The following is a 17,050-nucleotide window of genomic DNA, read 5'->3' as shown; positions in this document are numbered from 1 at the left end:
CCACTACCCCCGGTTTCAGCTCCACCCCCGGTTTCAGCTCCTTGGCACGAATAGTAGTTTTAGCTAATATGTGCAGTGAACGACCCATCCCAGCAACTCTGTGCCTAGCGTTGCGGCGGATAGCAGCAGACGAAAAACGCTGAAAACCAAAAACATTTAGCGGTTTTTGCGGACGCCTGCACACCAGCGGAGAAGGGTTTAGATGACACTCTGTGCGTCATTCTCTCGTCAGGCCTTTGCGGACTTTAGGCTGCTTGATTGTCTTTGTGATGAATTGTCCAAAGATCATTTCTGGCCAATCTGGGGGCGATCGCAGTGCTCTTCGTTCGGGCGTGACTAGGGGATGGCGGAGTTGCCGGGCAATTCACAACACTCTGCCCACGCGCTCGTGGCGGTTATCATCCCTGCCTACAACGCGGAACCATTCATCGAGCGTACCTTGGCGTCCGTGCTCGCCCAATCGCATAGGAATATCGAAGTAATAGTCGTTGACGATGGTTCGACCGATGGAACAGCATCGATCGTTCGACGACTGGCTGATGGCGACGGGCGCATCAAGTTGCTCCAACAGAAGAATGGTGGCGTCGCCTCGGCGCGCAATGCCGGGATGCGGGCTAGCAAAGGCACCTTTATGGCGCCCGTAGACGCCGATGACCTCTGGCACCCGACCAAGCTCGAAAAGCAACTGCGTGTTTTCGCAGCGGCTGGCAATGATCTAGGGCTTGTCTATACACTTTACCGGACGATTGATGCCGATGATATGGTGATCATGACGCCGAAGCGGACACACCCGAATGGATGGGTGTTCATGCAGCATCTCGGACAAAATTTCATCGGCAACGGCAGTTCGGCGATGTTTCGGCGCGATGTTCTCTTCGAAATGGGTGGCTACTCCTCGCGACTGCGCGAGAGCGGTGCAGAGGGTTGCGAGGACTTCTTTGTCCAACAAAGCATTGCCTCGAAATACCGCTTCGGCGTCGTTGAGGAGCATCTTGTCGGATATCGCCGAACGCCGGGGAATATGTCGGCAGATTACGTGCGAATGCTCATCTCGCGTCGGTTGGTGCTCGAAAGCGTACTTGCCCGCTGTACAGAGGCGGTGAAGCCGGACTTGCTGGATGCGATGTTCCGTACCGATGTCGAGATTGCCAAGCTTGGGCTAATGACGCGCCGATTTGCTGCGGTCGCCAGGCACTGCACCAAGATGCTCTGGCGGTCACCTGTGCAGTTCGCGAAACTCGTTGCAGCATTCGCGGCCATTTTCTTGCGCAAGGTGAAACGAGCGCTTCCGCAACCGGAAAGTCAGGACCGCAGCTCGGAGATCGGACGAAATTTTTGGAACTACTCTATTCATGAGTTTGCGGATTCCGACGAGCATGCCAACCACCGCGTGGGGCTCAGCAATCTTGCTGTAATGGACGAGAAACTTGGACCAAGCGGAGCCTATTTGACGCGGCCTCCTGAACAAGGGACGCTTGCAATGCCCAACGAGAACACGAATTCCGACAGCCTACTACGTCCCCTCGAGACATGAGATGAAGAAGCTGTTGCTGGCTGGAGGAGCAGGATTCATCGGGTCGCACCTGGTCGACCGGCTGCTCAAAAGAAACGATTTGGACATGCTGGTTGTGGTCGACAGCCTATGGACCGGCAGGGCAGAAAACGTCGATCATATCCGAGACCAACGCCTGGTGCTGGTCCGCTGCGAGGTGGAGCATTTCAAATCCGATTTCCAATTCGACGAGATCTTTCACCTTGCCTCGCCCGCGTCGCCGCCAGTCTATATGCGGGAGCCCGAGCGTACCGTTTCAGCAAATCTGATTGGCGCTATGCGGCTCTTGAAGCTGCTCAAAAAGGGTGGGCGAATCTGCTTCGCGTCGTCCTCGGAGGTTTATGGAAATCCGTTGGTCAACCCGCTGCCCGAGACGTATCGGGGGTCAGTGGACTGTACGGGCCCGCGCTCTTCCTACGACGAAGGCAAGCGCTGCACCGAGGCGCTCCTCTTCGAGAGCAACCGTGTCCGTGGCGTCGATGTGCGGGTTGCCAGGATCTTTAACGTCTACGGTCCGCGCACGCGAGCCGATGATGGGCGTGCTGTTTCCAACTTTATCGCCAATGCGTTGTCCGGCAAGCCGATCGTCGTTCATGGTGATGGTCTCCAAACCCGCAGCTGGGGTTATGTCGACGATATTGTCGATGGGCTCGAACGGCTGTTCTGGCTGGAGAACTTCAATCATGTGGGAGCAGTCAACGTAGGAAACGACCGCGAAATTTCGGTGCTTGAGATCGCGCAGTATATTGCGGGCCTCATTCCTGGAACGACAATTGTTCATGATGACCCGGCGCCGCAGGATCCGACCAACCGGCGTCCTGACCTGACCCTGTGCCGAAGAATCCTGCCGGGGTGGTCGTGCAAAGTGCCCTATGAAGAGGGCCTCGTGCGCACCTTGCGCTGGTTTGAGGCCAATGGTGAAATTGCGGAAATGAGGGCAACCATGCGATCTAGAGCCGGCAATGATCGGCATGATCTGAAATAGGCGGGCGACAAGTACTGCGGAGCGGAAGGTGAATGAATCAACGGTTCGCGTGACCGCCCTCATTGTCACTTACAATCACGCACGCTACGTGGCGGCCGCTATCGACAGCGCTCTCATGCAAGAGGCCGATTTCGGTGTCGAGATATTGATCAGTGAAGACTTTTCGACCGACGGTACCCGAGAGATTGTCGAGCGATATGTTTCCAACCATCCTGAAAGGCTGTCGGCGATCTATTCCGGCGGTAATGTGAGATCGAACGAGGTCGTCGCGAGAGGACTCCGGGTGGCGCGTGGGCGCTACGTCTCGATCCTCGATGGCGACGACCTGTGGACGTCCAGAACCAAGCTGAAAGATCAGGCGGCCCATCTCGACGCGCACCCGGAACTCTCTGCAATATTCTATAATGCAGTCGTGGCGGATGGCGATGAGGTCACATCGACGCGGTGGACGCGGGCGGACCAGAACCCCATCGTGACGCAAAGGGATATCTGGGAGGGCAATCCTTTCGCCACTTGCGCCGGCATGATGCGAACCGCGTGCGTTCGAAACGTGCCGTCTTGGTATGCTGATTTCTTTCCGATTACTGACTGGCCGCTGTATGTGCTTTGCGCAAAGACAGCAGATCTCGCTTTCGTCGACGAGGTAGCAGGTGTCTACCGTCTGCATCCGGGCGGACTCGTATCGGCACTGCCAAACCGACCCAAGCTGGATGCGATCGAAGGATTCTACCGGCGCATGGCGCAGGTCATGGACACTCAGGGGGCAAATTCTGCGCGTGGCGGCTGCTCCCGCTACTTCTATGAATGGTCAATGCGGTATCTGGTAGAAGGCGATTTGCCATCGGCCAGATCGTGCTTCCTGCGGAGCCTTCGCGGCGGTGGTATCGGACGTGACGTGCCCAAACGCGACATTGCCAGGTTGGGGCTGCACCTGCTGAAGTCCTCGGTGCTCCAAAGATGACGGCGGCCCGCGACTTCGAGTATCGCGATCCGATCTCGCCGTTGCCACGGGATGCTGCTCGCCCGAAATGGTCGGTAATGATCCCCGCCTATAACTGCGCCCGCTTTCTTGCCGCAACGCTGGAAAGCGTGCTGGCGCAGGACCCCGGCCCGGCTCAGATGCAAATCGAGGTGGTTGACGACTGTTCCTCCGATGATCCTCAAAGGGTCTTGAATGAAATCGGTAGGAACCGCGTTGGCTTTTTCCACCAGCCGCAGAATCTAGGGCATATCGGCAACTTCCATACCTGCCTGGATCGTGCTCAGGGCCAACTCGTACATCTCCTGCACGGCGACGATGCCGTCCGCCCCGGCTTCTACGAATTGCTCGGACGAGGCTTCGATGCGGACCCGAGTACGGGCGCGGCATTCTGCCGGGCGATCTTCATGGATGCCCACGGACAGGAGCTGTCGATCCCGCCTGTAATGCAGTCAAGCCCCGGACGGCTCGAGAATGCGGCGGTTCGACTGGCGCTGGAACAGCACATCATGACGCCATCAATCGTTGTGCGGCGCGCGGTCTACGAAGAACTCGGCGCGTTCGACCGGCGGCTGAAATGCAGTGAAGACTGGGAGATGTGGGTCCGCATCGCTTCTCGGTTTCCTGTCTGGTACGAACCGCAGGCCCTTGCGCTTTATCGGATGCACCGCCAATCGAACACAGGGCGCCATATCCGAAATGCCGAGGACATGGCCTACACGCGAATGGCGATCGATATTTTCAAGAGCTATCTTCCAACCGAACTCGCGGACGATGTCGCCGCGTCGGCAAGGCGGACCTATGCGCTAAGCGCTCTCGAAACCGCGCGGCGACTGCTCGGCGCCGGTGATTGGGCTGGATGCCTGGCGCAGATGAGCGAAGCGTTCCGCTTCGATCCCTCACTCAAGACAATTGGGCGTATGCTGCGGCTTGTTGCAAGGCAGGGAGGCAGGATTGTCCATCCCGGTTGAAACCGAGCAGCGGCCTGCAGGTCACCGGGAAGATGAACCGGTCCGGCTCGTTTTGGCCGGATGTGGCGCCGTCACAAAGCTCTACTATGCGGAAGCGCTTTCACGCCTTCAAAGCAGAGGCCAAGTTGCAGTCGCGGGGATATTCGATCCAGAAGCGAAGCAGGCCGCACTCGTTCAGGCGCGACTGCCCTCAGCCAAGGTTGCGGCCAGTTTCGACGGCCTTTTGGCTATGGACGCCGATGTTGCGATCATTGCTTCGCCACCTGGATATCACGCTGATCAGTCGATACAGGCGTTAGAAGCCGGGCTGCATGTTCTGTGTGAAAAGCCGATGGCCACGAGCTGCTCCGAGGCGGATCGTACCCTTGCGGCAGCGGCAGCCAACAATCTTCTTTTGGCAACAGGGCTCGTCAGAAGGCAGTTCCCTGCGACGCGGTCGATAAAGGCCATGCTGGAGGGCGGCATGATCGGACGGTTACGAAGCGTCAGTTGTTTTGAGGGCGGCTCCTTTCAGTGGCCGGTGGCTTCGATGAGCTATTTTAGCTTCGCGGAGTCCGGGGGTGGCGTGCTTCAGGATATCGGCACGCATTGCCTTGACCTCTTGACCTGGTGGTTTGGAGAACCCGACGAGATTCACTACGCCGATGACGCAATGGGCGGCGTCGAGGCGAACTGCCTTGTCCGGCTGCGTTTTGGCGGCTTCGACGCGAAGGTCAGGTTGAGCCGGGATTGGGCTCGCCCGAATCTGTACCGCCTTGAGGGCGAACGTGGCTCGATTTCCTGGACAGTCAATGAGACCGAGACTGTGGAGCTCGCCTTGAATGGAAGTCGCACGACAGGCTTCGTTTCCTTCACCAATGCCGACGGCCGGTCGCGCGATTTTGTCGATGCATTTTGCGATCAGATTTCGGGCTTGGTGGATGCGGTCCGAAATGGGGTCCCCCTTTCTGTGCCGGCCAGTGCTGGGCGCAATGTGCTCGATCTGGTCGAAGGTTGCTATGCCAGACGGAAACTGATGGACATGCCCTGGCTCGGTCCGGAAGAATTGCTCAATTTCGCTGCTTCCGCCGGGACCAGACAATGACCGGCACTGTTGCAGTGCTTGGCGCCAACGGCTTCATAGGTTGCCGCACCGTGGAGTTGCTGCAACTTTCCGGCTGGGCGAATGTGAGGCCGATCGTTCGCAGGCCGGATGCTTTGGCCAGTCTGTCTCGCTTTGCGATGGACGCAATGGTGGCGAATGCGCGTGATCTTCAGGCTCTTACCGCGGCCTTTGCAGGCTGTCAGTACGTCGTACATGCAGTTGCCGGTGATGCCCGCACGATCGTCGATGCTGTCGAGCCCGTCTATCGTGCAGCCGCCGCTGCCAGCGTGCTTCGTCTGATCTATCTCAGCAGCGCTTCCGTTCACGGCCAATCGCCCCCGTCCGGGACGGACGAAACGAGCGCGCTGCATGACGATCAGACGATCGCGTACAACAATGCGAAGGTTCATGCCGAACGCCGACTCGGGCAACTGTCACGCGATGGCGCGGTGCAGGTCGTGGTGCTGCGGCCTGGAATTGTCTTTGGCCCACGCTCCCGTTGGACCGGTGGGTTTGCCGACGAGCTCATCGACGGTTCCGCCTACTTGGTGGATGGCGGTCGTGGTATCTGCAACAGCGCCTATGTCGACAATGTCATTCACGCGATCAAGCTTGCCATCGAAGTGCCCGAGGCGTCTGGGCGAACCTATCTGATCGGAGACCGGGAAGAGATCAGTTGGGCAGATCTTTGCCGACCGATCGCCGAGGCACTGGGGTTCGACCTGGCCACGATTTCGATTCCAGCGCCCTTGTCATTTGCTCCAAGCTGGAAACAAAGGCTGAAGGAAAGCGAAGGATATCGGCGGCTCGTCCGAAGCCTGCCAAGGCCTGTTCGCAGCGGACTGAAGGCAGGCTATGGCGAGTGGCGGAAGGCACGACGCAATGCGACCGGTGCGACTATGGCCCCAACGGTCATGGTATCGGAAGAGCGCGCGCTTTTGCACCAGTGCCAGACGAAACTTCCATGGCGCAAGGCCGAGCTTGAGCTCGGATACCAACCGGCTGTCAGCTTCGAGGAAGCATGTCGGCGATCGGTCGGCTGGTTGACTTTTGCCGGCTACCCGACCTGCGGAAACGGAGCGGGTGAGAGATGACCACCCGCCCCGCTGCATACAGCGTTTCAGTTGTCATCACGACCTACAATCACGCGCGGTTCCTTGCCGAAGCGATCGACAGTGTCCGCAACCAGACCGTAAAGCCGGATGAGATCATCATTGTGGACGATGGGTCGTCGGACGATCCCGAAAGTGTCGTTCGTCGATATGACGACGTCCACTACATCCGCCAAAAAAACCAGGGTTTGGCCGCTGCGCGCGACACCGGGATGACGGCAGCGCGCGGCGAATTCATTGCCTTTCTGGATGCCGACGACAGGCTGCGCCCGGTGGCGCTCGCCACCAATCTTGCCTTGTTTCACGACAATCCCGATTGCGCGTTGGTCTACGGCGCCTACCGCGATATCGACGAGGCCGGTGCAGTCAGGAATACTGTGCCACTGAGGTCGGCGGGCGCGGACCCGTATGCGGGGTTCCTAACCGGCAACCTGATTGGAATGCATGCGACGGTGCTCTATCGCCGCAGGACATTGGAAGCCGCCGGCGGATTTGACCGGTCACTGCGGGCTTGCGAGGACTACGACGTCTACCTTCGCCTATCACGGGCGAACAAGGTAGCCTGCACTCCGGAATGCCTCGCAGATTACCGTCGGCACGCAAGCAATATGTCGAAGAGCAATCCGATGATGTTGCGCGCGGCGCTGAAGGTCCTTCGCCGGCAGCGGAACGTCGCGCAGACCAATCCTGATTGGGCGGCCGCCTACCGTCAGGGTGTCGAAAAGTGGAAGCTTTATTATACGGACATGCAACTGGCACAGCTTGGTACAGCGCTGCGATCCCGTTCTTCGCTCGTCGGTCAACTCAGCAGCACGATCGCCGTTTCGCTTGCAGCGCCGTTGCAGACCGCCGTGATGGTGCGGCACCGCTTCAGGCGCCGTTCAAGTCGGCACCGCTCGAGCGCCTGGTTCGGTGACCTCGAGCGTACCGTACCCTTCAGCACGGAGTTCGGTTTTGATCGCGGCAAGCCAGTGGACCGCCGCTATGTCGAGACTTTCCTCGCGTCCTGTTCGTTGAACATATCCGGAAGGGTCCTGGAGGTTGGCGACAACGCCTATACGATGCGTTTCGGAGGCAGTCGGGTTACCACAAGCGAGGTTCTGAACCGCTATGCCGGCCACCCGTTGACAACCTACGTGGGTGACCTGGCGAACAGCGAGGATCTGCCCTCCGAGACCTTCGATTGTATCGTGCTCACCCAGACCCTGCACCTCGTTTTCGATCTACCCGCTGCGGTCGCCACCCTGTGGCGGATCCTGAAGCCGGGAGGCGTGCTTCTGATTACAGTGCCTTGGGTGAGCCCGATTGACAGGGGAGAATGGGGTGGGAGCTGGTACTGGTCGATTACTCCGGCTGCCCTGAGGCGACTTCTGTCGGACAGGTTCGGGGCGAAGAACGTCGAAGTCAGTCACTATGGAAGCGCTTATTCTGCTACCGGATTCCTCTACGGCCTGGCAGAACATGAGCTGAATTCGGCACTACTTGATGTGAATGACCCCAACTGTCCGGTAATAGTCGCGGCGCGGGCTTTCAGGCGATGAGCGGCGCCGTGACTGCGCGTCAAACTGTCAGCAAACTGCTGCAGCGGGGGCGCCTGCTTGCCGGCTTCAATCGACCTATCGTGCTGATGTATCACCGCGTCGGAGCACCGCTCGTCGATCCTTGGGAACTCGCGGTTTCGCCGCGTAATTTCGCACGCCAGATCGAAGTCTTGACGAAAGCGCGTGACATTGTTCCCCTGCAATGGCTGGCGCAACGGCTTCGCGAGGGACGGCCACCGAAAAATGCGGTGGCAATCACCTTTGACGACGGCTACGCGGATGTCCTCCAAAACGCCGTGCCGACCCTGCGGCGTATGAACTGTCCTGCGACTGTCTTCGTCACCACCCATGCGATCACCGATCCGTCGGTGTTCTGGTGGGATATTCTATCCCGCATCATTTTGGAAATGCCAGCTCTCCCGAATGCTCTGGAGATCGAGATCGCTGGCCGAAACTACGACTGGCGCGTGAGGGAGGACGCAATGCAGGCGGACTCCAATAACGCGATCAACCGCACGAAGCTCCATTTCGACTTGCACGCACTGCTGAAGCCGTTGAGAGCACCCGAACGCGAGAAGGCGCTGGAGTGGCTGGCAAGATGGGCAGGAACCGACGCCAGTCCCCGGGGGCGCGATCGCGCCATGACGCATTCGGAGCTTCGGCAGCTCGCCGACATCGATGGCGTTTCGATCGGCGCCCACACCTGTACGCACCCATCCTTGCCGCTACTGAAACGGGACGATCTTGAACGCGAGATCTCAGGCAGCCGCCAAAAATGCGAGGAGATTACAGGACGGCGGGTGGTAGGATTCGCATACCCGTTTGGAGATGTCGATGGCAGCACCGCCAACGCCGTAAAATCTGCCGGCATGGACTATGCAGTAACCACCCTGCCGCGTGAAGCGGGGCCTCGCGTCGACCCATTCCGATTGCCGCGCGTTGCGGTCGCCAACTGGGATGAAGCTGACTTTCGGCGCATGGTGCTATGCCATGGCTGACAACTCAGGCGCACAGCCGCGTGTCACGGCAATTATAGTCGTGTTCAACGGTGAGAGGTATCTCCGGGAAGCAGTTGACAGCATTGTAGGTCAAAGCTTCGTCGACTGGGAACTCCTCGTTGTCGACGATGGCTCGACTGACCAGTCGTCCGCCATCATACGCGGCTACGAGCAGCGCCTGCCGGGCAAGGTTCGGCTATTGTCTCATCACGACAACCGCAATCATGGTATCAGTGCCTCGCGCAACCGTGGGCTGGCGGAGGCGCGCGGCGCCTATGTCGCGTTTCTCGACGCAGACGATACATGGCTGCCCGAAAAGCTTTCCGAACAAGTCTCCATCATGGAAAGCGATCCGGCGCTTGGCATGGTCTATGGCCGCACTCTGATCTGGCATAGCTGGGACGAGGCTGCTGATTGTGCGGACTTCCACTACCCGCTCGGCGTCGAACCAGACGCCCGTTATGAACCACCTGTGCTGCTGGAGCTGCTGCTGCAGAACGAGGTCCAGACGCCGACAACTTGCAATGCCCTGATGCGTTCAAGCTTGTTCGCAACGCTTGGGGGATTCGAGAACAGCTTTCGCCTGATGTTCGAGGATCAGACATTCTTTGCCAAGGCGCTCGCATTCGCGCCCGTCTATGTATCCGGCCGCATTTGGGCAAGATACCGCCAGCATGCTGAAAGCTGCTCTGTCGCCTCCGCCAGGGCAGGCGCTGACGAGGCCGCGCGTATTGCGTTTCTCAAGTGGCTGAATGGCGTGATGGCGGATCAGGGCGCCTCTTTCCGCATTCGTTCCGCAATCTGGAAAGTGCTCGCGCGCGAAACCTGGAAAGCGAACAAGCGAAGTATTAAGAGACGGCTTCAACGATGACTTCCCTGCCGCGGGTGACAATCATAACCCCCTTCCTCAATGCGGAGGCAAATCTGGGCGAAGCGATCGCCAGCGTCCGAGCCCAGACGGTTACGGATTGGGAGCTCGTGCTGGTCGACGATGGCTCGACCGACGACAGTGTCAAGATCGCCAAATATTTTGCGGCAACCGACCCCCGAATTAAGGTGCTGCGCAGGCCTCCCGGATCCAAGCGTGGCGCCGCGGCAGCTAGAAACGCCGGAATAGAGGCCGGCAGCGGCGATATGCTTGCCTTCCTGGATGCAGACGATCTGTACGAACCGCATATGCTCGAGACGGTCCTAGCGGCAGCCGATGCCAACCCAGATGCCGCAATGATCTTCGGGCCAACCAGATGGTGGTATCCTGATAGCGCGCGCTCCGACTGGATCGAACCGACAGACGGATTTGCCAGACGTTTGCATCAGCCTCCACGGCTTCTGAGGCGGCTTCTGCTGATGCAGGATGGCCACGTTCCGTGCACTTGTTCCGTGCTCTTGCGCAGAAGCGCGGTTACCACGGTTGGCGGCTTCGAGGAGCGCTTCGATCTCTATGAAGACCAGGCTCTTTGGGCGAAGCTATTCCTACGCTTTCCCGTCTTTGTCACTCCTGTAACGCTCGCAAGCTACCGGCAGCATCCCGGTTCGGCATCGGCGTCGGCCACGGAGCGAGGCCTCTACGACCGCATGGGGAAACACCCTGCCCGCGCAGCTTTTCTCGACTGGATCGCGGAGCACATGGCGGAAAGTGGACGGCAGGACTTCCGCGTCCAATGGGCGTTGCGGCTGGCGCGTGCGCCTTATGTCACGCCGCCAACAATCGCAAGCAAGGCCAGCCGGCTCACCCTGAAGATCAGCATGTGGATAGCAAGGCGGCGGCGCCGGGTTCGGCGGAAGCTTGTGCGTGTTTTCAAATTGAAGTCAGGCGTCAACGCCTGACCACCCACCGGTGCGGAAAGCTGACACTGCCAAAACCGGGTTGGGCGGTGACCGGTCGATCGTCGAGCAAGCCGGGCATTACATCGAGCACAGCGGCGGTCTCGACGTGGTCTTCGACCACCCTGTCGTCCGCCACCAGCGCTACATCGATCCTGTAGCGCCCCGGTCTCAGCATAAGGCTCTCCACATCAACCGTATAGACGTCGCCTTGACGATCATGCAGGGAGTGCTCCAGGGTATCAAACGACGTCACAGGATCGCCGAGGTCGTCGATGATGGTAACAAGGCATTGCGCGGCTTCGCGCGGCCCATCGACCTGAAGCCGAAAAACCGCCGGCTGCCCCGACGCGACGGGACCCTTTTTGTTGAAAACCTCGATGCCGACGACACGCAGGCGGCCCCGCCCGGTGCGCGTCGTTCGTGTGCTCAGATCGGTGCTCGCATGCGCTTCCAGTGTCTGCAGATAATTCCGGACCAGGTCGCTCGTCGGGCCGTCGGCCAGGATCGTCCCGCCGTCGATCAGAATTGCGCGGTTGCAAAGCCGCTGCAGAACCGACATCTGGTGGCTGGCGATCAGCACGGTGCGGCCCGTTTCGGCGACGCTCTCGGCCTTGGCAATGCATTTCTTCTGGAATGCGGCATCGCCAACAGCCAATATCTCATCGATCACCAGAATATCGGGATCGACATGCGCGGCAATCGCGAAGGCCAAGCGTAAGTACATTCCGCTTGAGTAACGCTTGACGGGCGTGTCGAGAAACGGCTCGACGCCGGAGAATTCGACGATTTCATCGAGCTTGGATCTGATCTCGGCGCGCCGCATGCCGAGTATCGCTCCGTTGAGATAGATGTTCTCGCGGCCGGTGAGCTCCGCATGGAACCCCGTGCCGACCTCCAGCAAAGCTCCCAGCCGTCCGCGTATCGTCGCGCGACCGGAAGTCGGCTCCACAATCTGCGCCAATATCTTGAGAATGGTGCTCTTTCCCGCGCCGTTGGGTCCGATCACGGCAAGGACTTCGCCTGCGCGCACCTCGAAGGAGACGTCCCTCAGGGCCCAGAATTGATCGTCTCCACTGTTGCGCCGACCCAAATCTGGCTTCCTATGTAGGATTCGCCTTGCGCCGCTGGCCAGCGCGTCCCGCAAGGTTGGGAAGCTGTTGTTCGCCACCCCCAGCCTGTAGGCCTTGGAGAGATTGGTGGCTTGAATCACTGTGTCGGTCATTGCTCAGATCAGGTCCGGAAACGCGCGTTCGGACTTTGAGAAAATAGCCAGCCCGGCAACGAGAAGGGCCAGTGAGGAGAGGATCGATATCGAAATCATGACCCAATCGGCGGGCGTGCCCAGTACGCTCCAGCGCACGGCTTCGACTATCCCGACCATAGGGTTCAGGCTGTAGAGCGGCCGCCAGAAGTGGGGCACGAGATTGCCCGGATACACAACCGGGGTCATGAACAGAACTATCTGGAGGCTGAACGGCACGAGATATCCCACATCGCGAAAGCGGACATTGATCGCAGATAGTGCCACTCCCAGCCCCGTCGCCGACGCTGCCATGACTAGCACGAACAGTGGCAGGAAGAGCACCTGCGGTGCCGGCCAGCTTCCGAATGCCAGCAGCGCGGCGAACAAAAGAGCGAAGCCGACGATCATATCGGTCAGGCACGCGGCTATAGCGGAGATGGGAATGATCAGACGCGGAAAATAGACGCGCTTCACCAGTTCCTGGTTGCTGACAAGACTGCCCGTCATGCTGCCAACCGCGCGCGAAAAAAAATTCCATGGCACGAGCCCACACAGGACAAATAGCGGGTATGGCGCCCCGTTTGATGATATGCCTACGAGTCGACCAAAGAAGACGCTGAGGACCGACATGGCAACGAGCGGCTGCAACATTGCCCAAAGCACGCCCAGATAAGTCTGGCGGTATTTGACCTTGAAATCGCGCCAGGCCAGGAAGAATACAACTTCCCGATATCGCCAAAGCTCGGGAAGGTCGATCAGCCGCCGCTTGCGGGACGGATCGATCACCGTCTCAACAATTACAGGTAGCGGGTCTGTCCGAACCGACACTTTGATGGCGTCCCTGCTTCCTTGACGGCCCATTGAGGCCTACATTTCCGCGCAGTGCAATCAGGACTTTCTCCGAAGTCTATCCTGGGGAACGCACGAATGTAGTCGAACGGAGCCTACTCCTCTTCCCGAAAATCCTGTAGCGAGGCGTGCCGCAAATCGTCCTCGCCGCGCAAGTGCTTCACGCGGCCGATCAGACCCGGCATGACCCATGTCGTCGCTGGTCGCTTCATGCCATTTGGGGGCTGCCCTGGGCTCTCCTGGACGCGCTTCCAAAGCCGTTCCCGCATCTCGCGGTTCAAGGTGATGAACGCTGCCGACATAGCGCCCGGTGACCGTGGATTCGACCTGACATTGCAAGGTGGTTAACGCCGCAGAGGGTGTCTCGCTCTTCGGGCTCTGCGTAAGGCTTGTTGAAGACCATGAAGTCCGGTCACCGGCAAGCCTTGACCATTCTCTATGGCGGCAATCCTGAAGCACCTCCTGGCCTCCTGCGGAGTCGCATTACCAGCCAGGGGCGGTGCAAACGCGTGCCGCTCGGTTCCAGTGCGGGCCACGCTCGGTCCATGTCAGGAGTTCCTTGGACGCAGCTTGTACGTTGCTGATCAGAAGTCGGTGACCGGCAGTGGTCTTCACAGGGACCTTGGGGCTGAACGAGAGAACGGACATTAGTAAAGTCTAATGGAGCGGCAGAATGTTGGGTAGAAATTTCTGAGCGGAGCTAGCGTAGTCTGCCCGCTGACAGGCCCGTCGCTTCTCGCCACAGCGGCCGCATTATCTATCCTTTTGGCGTCGCCGCGCCCCGCAGCAACACCGCCGCCGAGGAACTTGCGTAGGTTCGGTATTGCGATTTCGACGGCCGTGACCCTTCTCCATCATTTCAACGAAGCAGGCTGGCGTGGCGGGCACGCTCGCGGATCTCTTCGCGAGAAATGCCAGCATCCGCCAATGTGCTGTCCGGGACCTGCCTCAAGCTCGCAATCGTCTGGCGATAGGCAAGCCAGCGGGTAAAACGGTGTCGAAGTTCATACAACATGATCGTCTCCTTTGGCGCGCGGAACGCCCGCGCGCCTGGGTTGGTCGAAAGCGCAAAGCATCTGCGCGAAGCACATGCCGATCGAAAGGATAGCGCTGGCTTCTTGGCCAGCTTTGGCGCTTCTCGCTGTCCCGCCAGGCAGGATTGTCCAACGCCTCCAATGCCTCCATACTTGCGTGTGATGCCGCTTCGCGCTACAGCCACGGTCGCAAGGAGTTTTTCATTTCTGCAAAATGGATATCGTCTGGGACGATCTGAGGCTGTTTCTCGACGTTGCGCGGCTGGGTGGCTTGAGCGCAGCGACGGGAATCACGCGCCTCAGCGCAGCCACCCTTGGACGACGCGTCACCGCGCTCGAAAAGCAGATCGGCGAACCGCTGTTCGTGCGTCAGCAGACCGGCTACCGGCTCACCCCGGTCGGTGAAGAACTGCTGCGGCGCGCCGAAGACGTCGAGGCAGCAATGCAGTCGCTGACCCGCTGGCGCGAGGGAAGCCTGCCCGACCGCATTGTCCGTGTCTCGGCCGGGCCATGGACCTCGGCCTTCGTTTCAGCCCATATCGGCGAGATCTGGACGGTCGATGACGGCATAAGGGTGGAGCTCGTCACCACCACCGATCGGGTCGACATCGGCCGCCGTGCCGCCGACATCGGCATCCGCAGCGAGCGCCCGACCGAGCAGTGGCTGGCCGGCCGTCAGAGCGGCAAGGTCGCTCACGCCATTTATTCCGGACGCCACCTGATCAACGGCATCGCCGCCGGCTTGTTCGTCGGCGTCACCGGCGAAGGGGCAAAGATTGCCTCCGCGCGCTGGCTGCAAGCCCATCATGGCGACCGCATCGCCGTGCGCGGCAACAACAGCCATTCGGTGCGCGAACTGGTGGCCGCTGGCGCCGGCCTTTCGATCTTTCCGTGCTTCGTCGGTGACAGCGATCCGCGGCTGGTGCGCGTCGCTCGGCCTATCCCCGAACTCGAAACCGACCAGTGGATCGTCACCCATCACGAGGAGCGTCACTCCCCGCTGCTACGAAAAGTCGCCGACCGGATTGCCGCTTTGATGCGGGCGCACCAGCCGCTGTTTCGCGGCGAAAGGCCGATCCTGTAAGCCTAAGGCGTCGATCGGCCGCCAAGTGAACCGCATGCTTGCGCTCATGTCCTTGCCGGGGCTCCGGCGCCTTCAGGCGTTGGACGTGTTGTCCGGGTGCGACAAGTAGCGCCAATAGTCGTCTACCGACTCCGGGACCCCACTCTGGAACTCAGCGCGCTACAAGCAGGGAGTGCGTTGGGCAGCGAGCCGGTGCTCGCGCCCCAGCCCTGAGCGTCGGCTGATGGGAGAGCGACGGGCCTGAGACGACGTCTCTCCCACCTGCATCCACACCATCGGCATCGCCAGCAAATCGATGCACCGTCGCCCGGCTAAAGCTGGCGACTGGAGAGGTTCGCCCCTTCCGGGACATGATTATTCAGGCGCCTGATCGGATGCTCAATGGAAGAAAGATTGAATTTCCTCCATGTCGACATTGCCGTCGCCATTGTTGTCGACCGCGTTGAATATCCGTCCAACCAAATCTTGAACCTCGTTCTGCGACAACGCGCCATCGCCGTCGGCGTCCACTGTAGCAAACATCATTCGCATCCCTGCGCCATGCATCATCCTGGCTCCCATACCGTCGCGACGTTCCCTCATCCTGCGTCCTTCAGGCGAGCCCTCTCGGAAGTCGCGGTGCCATCGGCCGCCACCGCGCCGTTCTTCGCTGGCGGTGTGGTCCTCTTGCATTCTTTCCTGCATCATTTCATGCATCATCTGACGCATCATTTCGCGCATGGAACCTTGGGTCTGTGCGTTTCCCGGAGATTGTTCGGCTCCCTGCTCTTGTGCCGGTGCTGATGGCGTAGATGTCCCGCTCGTCTGTCCCAGCGCTGGCGAGGCCAACAGAGTGAGCATCACGACAGCGGCCGTAGTTGCGGTTGGTAGTCTCATCATGTCCTCCTTTGGACGGATGGATGCGCCGAACGTGTCGGCATCAAGTCAAACCCGCTGCTCTTCTCATGGTTCCTCATAGGTCAGCAGAGGACTGAAGCGATCGAGAAAGCAATTGGCCCGCTGGCGCGAAGCCGGCGCAGAGTGGACCGTTCCCCGTGCGCGATCTCTTTAAGGAACTGCAGCTCGAATTCGTCGTCGACTCTTTTTGTCAAGGTCAAGCTCTTCCGCCGCGACCTGGATAAGCGCGGTGCGGATGCCTTGCCCGAGCTCGGCCTTGCCGGTGAAGACGGTGATCTTGCCGCCTGCCTTGAGCAGCGTTCGGCGATTGAGCGCGACGTTCATCAGCCTGCCCTTTCCATCTGTTCAACCGCGGCGGATTTCATCAGTTGGCCCGCGCGTCCGCGTCGACGCGGATCCAGCTGTCAAGAAAACGCCTTTCGTTGAGGCTGCCCGGCAGTTTTGGCGACGTTGCAGGGGCCGCTGCTTCCTGAGCCGCCACCGGGCAGTATCGTGAAAGAACGACGAGCGCGCCGCCTGCCTTGAGCAGCGTTCGGCGATTGAGCGCGACGTTCATCAGCCTGCCCTTTCCATCTGTTCGACCGCGGCGGATTTCATCAGTTGGCCCGCGCGCCTGATCGCCAAGAGAATCCGCATATGCGTCCCGCAGCGGCAGAGATTTGTCCGCAGCGCATCCCGGATCTCGCCGTCGGTCGGTTCAGGATTTTTCTGCAGCAGCGCCTGCGCGCTCATCATCATGCCCGGGATGCATAGCCGCACTGCGCGGCCTGCATCTCGATGAATGCTGTCTGGATCGGTGCCGGGAGTCGGTGCCCTGGGTGTTGGGCATCGGGGTCGTTGTTGAGGAGGATCCGCTCGTGTTGGTGTTGCTTGACTGAGCAAAAGCAAGACCGC

16 protein-coding genes and 2 pseudogenes are annotated in these 17,050 nt (G+C 59.8%); 11 read left to right on the top strand and 7 right to left on the bottom strand.

From position 1 onward, the window contains the following. Positions 1 to 343: 343 nt before the first annotated feature. Genes D3227_RS26375 through D3227_RS26330 form a run of 10 tightly spaced genes read left to right on the top strand, consistent with a single transcriptional unit; the run spans position 344 to position 11,049 of the window. A complete protein-coding gene (locus tag D3227_RS26375; RefSeq protein ID WP_120017196.1) occupies positions 344 to 1,534 on the top strand; it encodes a glycosyltransferase family 2 protein in 1,191 nt (396 codons plus the stop codon). Position 1,535: 1 nt separating this feature from the next. Next, on the top strand, positions 1,536 to 2,537 hold the full coding sequence (locus D3227_RS26370; RefSeq protein ID WP_120017195.1) for an NAD-dependent epimerase/dehydratase family protein: 1,002 nt from the start codon (positions 1,536 to 1,538) through the stop codon (positions 2,535 to 2,537). A gap of 28 nt (positions 2,538 to 2,565) precedes the next feature. After that, positions 2,566 to 3,498, top strand: coding sequence for a glycosyltransferase family 2 protein (locus D3227_RS26365; protein WP_120017194.1), 933 nt, complete (start codon positions 2,566 to 2,568; stop codon positions 3,496 to 3,498). Continuing rightward, complete coding sequence (locus D3227_RS26360) at positions 3,495 to 4,487, top strand: glycosyltransferase family 2 protein (protein ID WP_120017193.1); 993 nt, start codon at positions 3,495 to 3,497, stop codon at positions 4,485 to 4,487. Before D3227_RS26365 ends, D3227_RS26360 begins: the two co-directional genes overlap by 4 nt. Continuing rightward, positions 4,471 to 5,571 (top strand): Gfo/Idh/MocA family protein, encoded by a 1,101-nt coding sequence (locus D3227_RS26355; protein ID WP_147377682.1) that lies wholly within the window; start codon positions 4,471 to 4,473, stop codon positions 5,569 to 5,571. The genes D3227_RS26360 and D3227_RS26355 overlap by 17 nt, the downstream gene beginning before the upstream one ends. Further along, entirely contained in the window at positions 5,568 to 6,665 is a 1,098-nt protein-coding gene (locus tag D3227_RS26350) for an NAD-dependent epimerase/dehydratase family protein (protein ID WP_120017191.1), read from the top strand. The genes D3227_RS26355 and D3227_RS26350 overlap by 4 nt, the downstream gene beginning before the upstream one ends. Then, a complete protein-coding gene (locus tag D3227_RS26345; RefSeq protein WP_120017190.1) occupies positions 6,662 to 8,224 on the top strand; it encodes a glycosyltransferase in 1,563 nt (520 codons plus the stop codon). The genes D3227_RS26350 and D3227_RS26345 overlap by 4 nt, the downstream gene beginning before the upstream one ends. Continuing rightward, positions 8,221 to 9,222 carry a polysaccharide deacetylase family protein gene (locus tag D3227_RS26340; RefSeq protein ID WP_120017189.1) on the top strand — a complete coding sequence of 334 codons (1,002 nt, stop codon included), beginning with the start codon at positions 8,221 to 8,223 and terminating at the stop codon, positions 9,220 to 9,222. The genes D3227_RS26345 and D3227_RS26340 overlap by 4 nt, the downstream gene beginning before the upstream one ends. Beyond that, a complete protein-coding gene (locus D3227_RS26335; RefSeq protein ID WP_167480851.1) occupies positions 9,215 to 10,093 on the top strand; it encodes a glycosyltransferase family 2 protein in 879 nt (292 codons plus the stop codon). Before D3227_RS26340 ends, D3227_RS26335 begins: the two co-directional genes overlap by 8 nt. Beyond that, on the top strand, positions 10,090 to 11,049 hold the full coding sequence (locus tag D3227_RS26330) for a glycosyltransferase family 2 protein (protein WP_120017187.1): 960 nt from the start codon (positions 10,090 to 10,092) through the stop codon (positions 11,047 to 11,049). The genes D3227_RS26335 and D3227_RS26330 overlap by 4 nt, the downstream gene beginning before the upstream one ends. Here D3227_RS26330 and D3227_RS26325 read toward each other — a convergent pair. From D3227_RS26325 to D3227_RS26305, 3 genes are all read right to left on the bottom strand, one after another. After that, the gene (locus D3227_RS26325) at positions 11,039 to 12,271 is read right to left on the bottom strand and encodes an ABC transporter ATP-binding protein (RefSeq protein WP_120017186.1); all 1,233 of its coding nucleotides are present in this window, start codon (positions 12,269 to 12,271) and stop codon (positions 11,039 to 11,041) included. The two genes, D3227_RS26330 and D3227_RS26325, sit on opposite strands and share 11 nt — an antisense overlap. A gap of 3 nt (positions 12,272 to 12,274) precedes the next feature. Further along, positions 12,275 to 13,120 (bottom strand): ABC transporter permease, encoded by an 846-nt coding sequence (locus D3227_RS26320; RefSeq protein ID WP_167480850.1) that lies wholly within the window; start codon positions 13,118 to 13,120, stop codon positions 12,275 to 12,277. 880 nt (positions 13,121 to 14,000) lie between these two features. Further along, entirely contained in the window at positions 14,001 to 14,156 is a 156-nt protein-coding gene (locus D3227_RS26305) for a YjiS-like domain-containing protein (protein WP_120017184.1), read from the bottom strand. A 233-nt stretch (positions 14,157 to 14,389) separates the two neighbouring features. Here D3227_RS26305 and D3227_RS26300 point away from each other — a divergent pair, with 233 nt between their 5' ends. Next, positions 14,390 to 15,259, top strand: a complete 870-nt coding sequence (locus D3227_RS26300) for a LysR family transcriptional regulator (RefSeq protein ID WP_120017183.1) — start codon at positions 14,390 to 14,392, stop codon at positions 15,257 to 15,259. A gap of 378 nt (positions 15,260 to 15,637) precedes the next feature. Here D3227_RS26300 and D3227_RS26295 read toward each other — a convergent pair whose 3' ends face one another. The 4 genes and pseudogenes from D3227_RS26295 to D3227_RS26280 all read right to left on the bottom strand — a co-directional run. Further along, positions 15,638 to 16,135, bottom strand: coding sequence for an EF-hand domain-containing protein (locus D3227_RS26295; RefSeq protein ID WP_120017236.1), 498 nt, complete (start codon positions 16,133 to 16,135; stop codon positions 15,638 to 15,640). Positions 16,136 to 16,348: 213 nt separating this feature from the next. Beyond that, a pseudogene (locus tag D3227_RS44380) lies at positions 16,349 to 16,429 on the bottom strand (hypothetical protein); the annotation flags it as partial. A gap of 91 nt (positions 16,430 to 16,520) precedes the next feature. Next, positions 16,521 to 16,712, bottom strand: a complete 192-nt coding sequence (locus D3227_RS44375; RefSeq protein ID WP_120017182.1) for a hypothetical protein — start codon at positions 16,710 to 16,712, stop codon at positions 16,521 to 16,523. After that, a pseudogene (locus D3227_RS26280) lies at positions 16,712 to 16,959 on the bottom strand ((2Fe-2S)-binding protein); the annotation flags it as partial. The pseudogene D3227_RS26280 and the gene D3227_RS44375, both read right to left, overlap by 1 nt. Positions 16,960 to 17,050 lie beyond the last annotated feature (91 nt).

Source organism: Mesorhizobium waimense (assembly GCF_003601975.1).
GTDB classification, from domain to species: Bacteria; Pseudomonadota; Alphaproteobacteria; order Rhizobiales; family Rhizobiaceae; genus Mesorhizobium; species Mesorhizobium waimense.
This window is presented reverse-complemented; position numbering and strand designations above follow the sequence as displayed.

Excerpts from the sequence above, each read along its gene's own strand:
- D3227_RS26375 (WP_120017196.1), top strand. The coding sequence starts at position 344 with ATGGCGGAGTTGCCGGGCAATTCACAACACTCTGCCCACGCGCTCGTG.
- D3227_RS26370 (WP_120017195.1), top strand. The coding sequence starts at position 1,536 with ATGAAGAAGCTGTTGCTGGCTGGAGGAGCAGGATTCATCGGGTCGCAC.
- D3227_RS26360 (WP_120017193.1), top strand. The coding sequence starts at position 3,495 with ATGACGGCGGCCCGCGACTTCGAGTATCGCGATCCGATCTCGCCGTTG.
- D3227_RS26350 (WP_120017191.1), top strand. The coding sequence starts at position 5,568 with ATGACCGGCACTGTTGCAGTGCTTGGCGCCAACGGCTTCATAGGTTGC.
- D3227_RS26345 (WP_120017190.1), top strand. The coding sequence starts at position 6,662 with ATGACCACCCGCCCCGCTGCATACAGCGTTTCAGTTGTCATCACGACC.
- D3227_RS26340 (WP_120017189.1), top strand. The coding sequence starts at position 8,221 with ATGAGCGGCGCCGTGACTGCGCGTCAAACTGTCAGCAAACTGCTGCAG.
- D3227_RS26335 (WP_167480851.1), top strand. The coding sequence starts at position 9,215 with ATGGCTGACAACTCAGGCGCACAGCCGCGTGTCACGGCAATTATAGTC.
- D3227_RS26330 (WP_120017187.1), top strand. The coding sequence starts at position 10,090 with ATGACTTCCCTGCCGCGGGTGACAATCATAACCCCCTTCCTCAATGCG.
- D3227_RS26325 (WP_120017186.1), bottom strand. The coding sequence starts at position 12,271 with ATGACCGACACAGTGATTCAAGCCACCAATCTCTCCAAGGCCTACAGG.
- D3227_RS26305 (WP_120017184.1), bottom strand. The coding sequence starts at position 14,156 with ATGTTGTATGAACTTCGACACCGTTTTACCCGCTGGCTTGCCTATCGC.
- D3227_RS26300 (WP_120017183.1), top strand. The coding sequence starts at position 14,390 with ATGGATATCGTCTGGGACGATCTGAGGCTGTTTCTCGACGTTGCGCGG.
- D3227_RS26295 (WP_120017236.1), bottom strand. The coding sequence starts at position 16,135 with ATGAGACTACCAACCGCAACTACGGCCGCTGTCGTGATGCTCACTCTG.
- D3227_RS44375 (WP_120017182.1), bottom strand. The coding sequence starts at position 16,712 with ATGAACGTCGCGCTCAATCGCCGAACGCTGCTCAAGGCAGGCGGCGCG.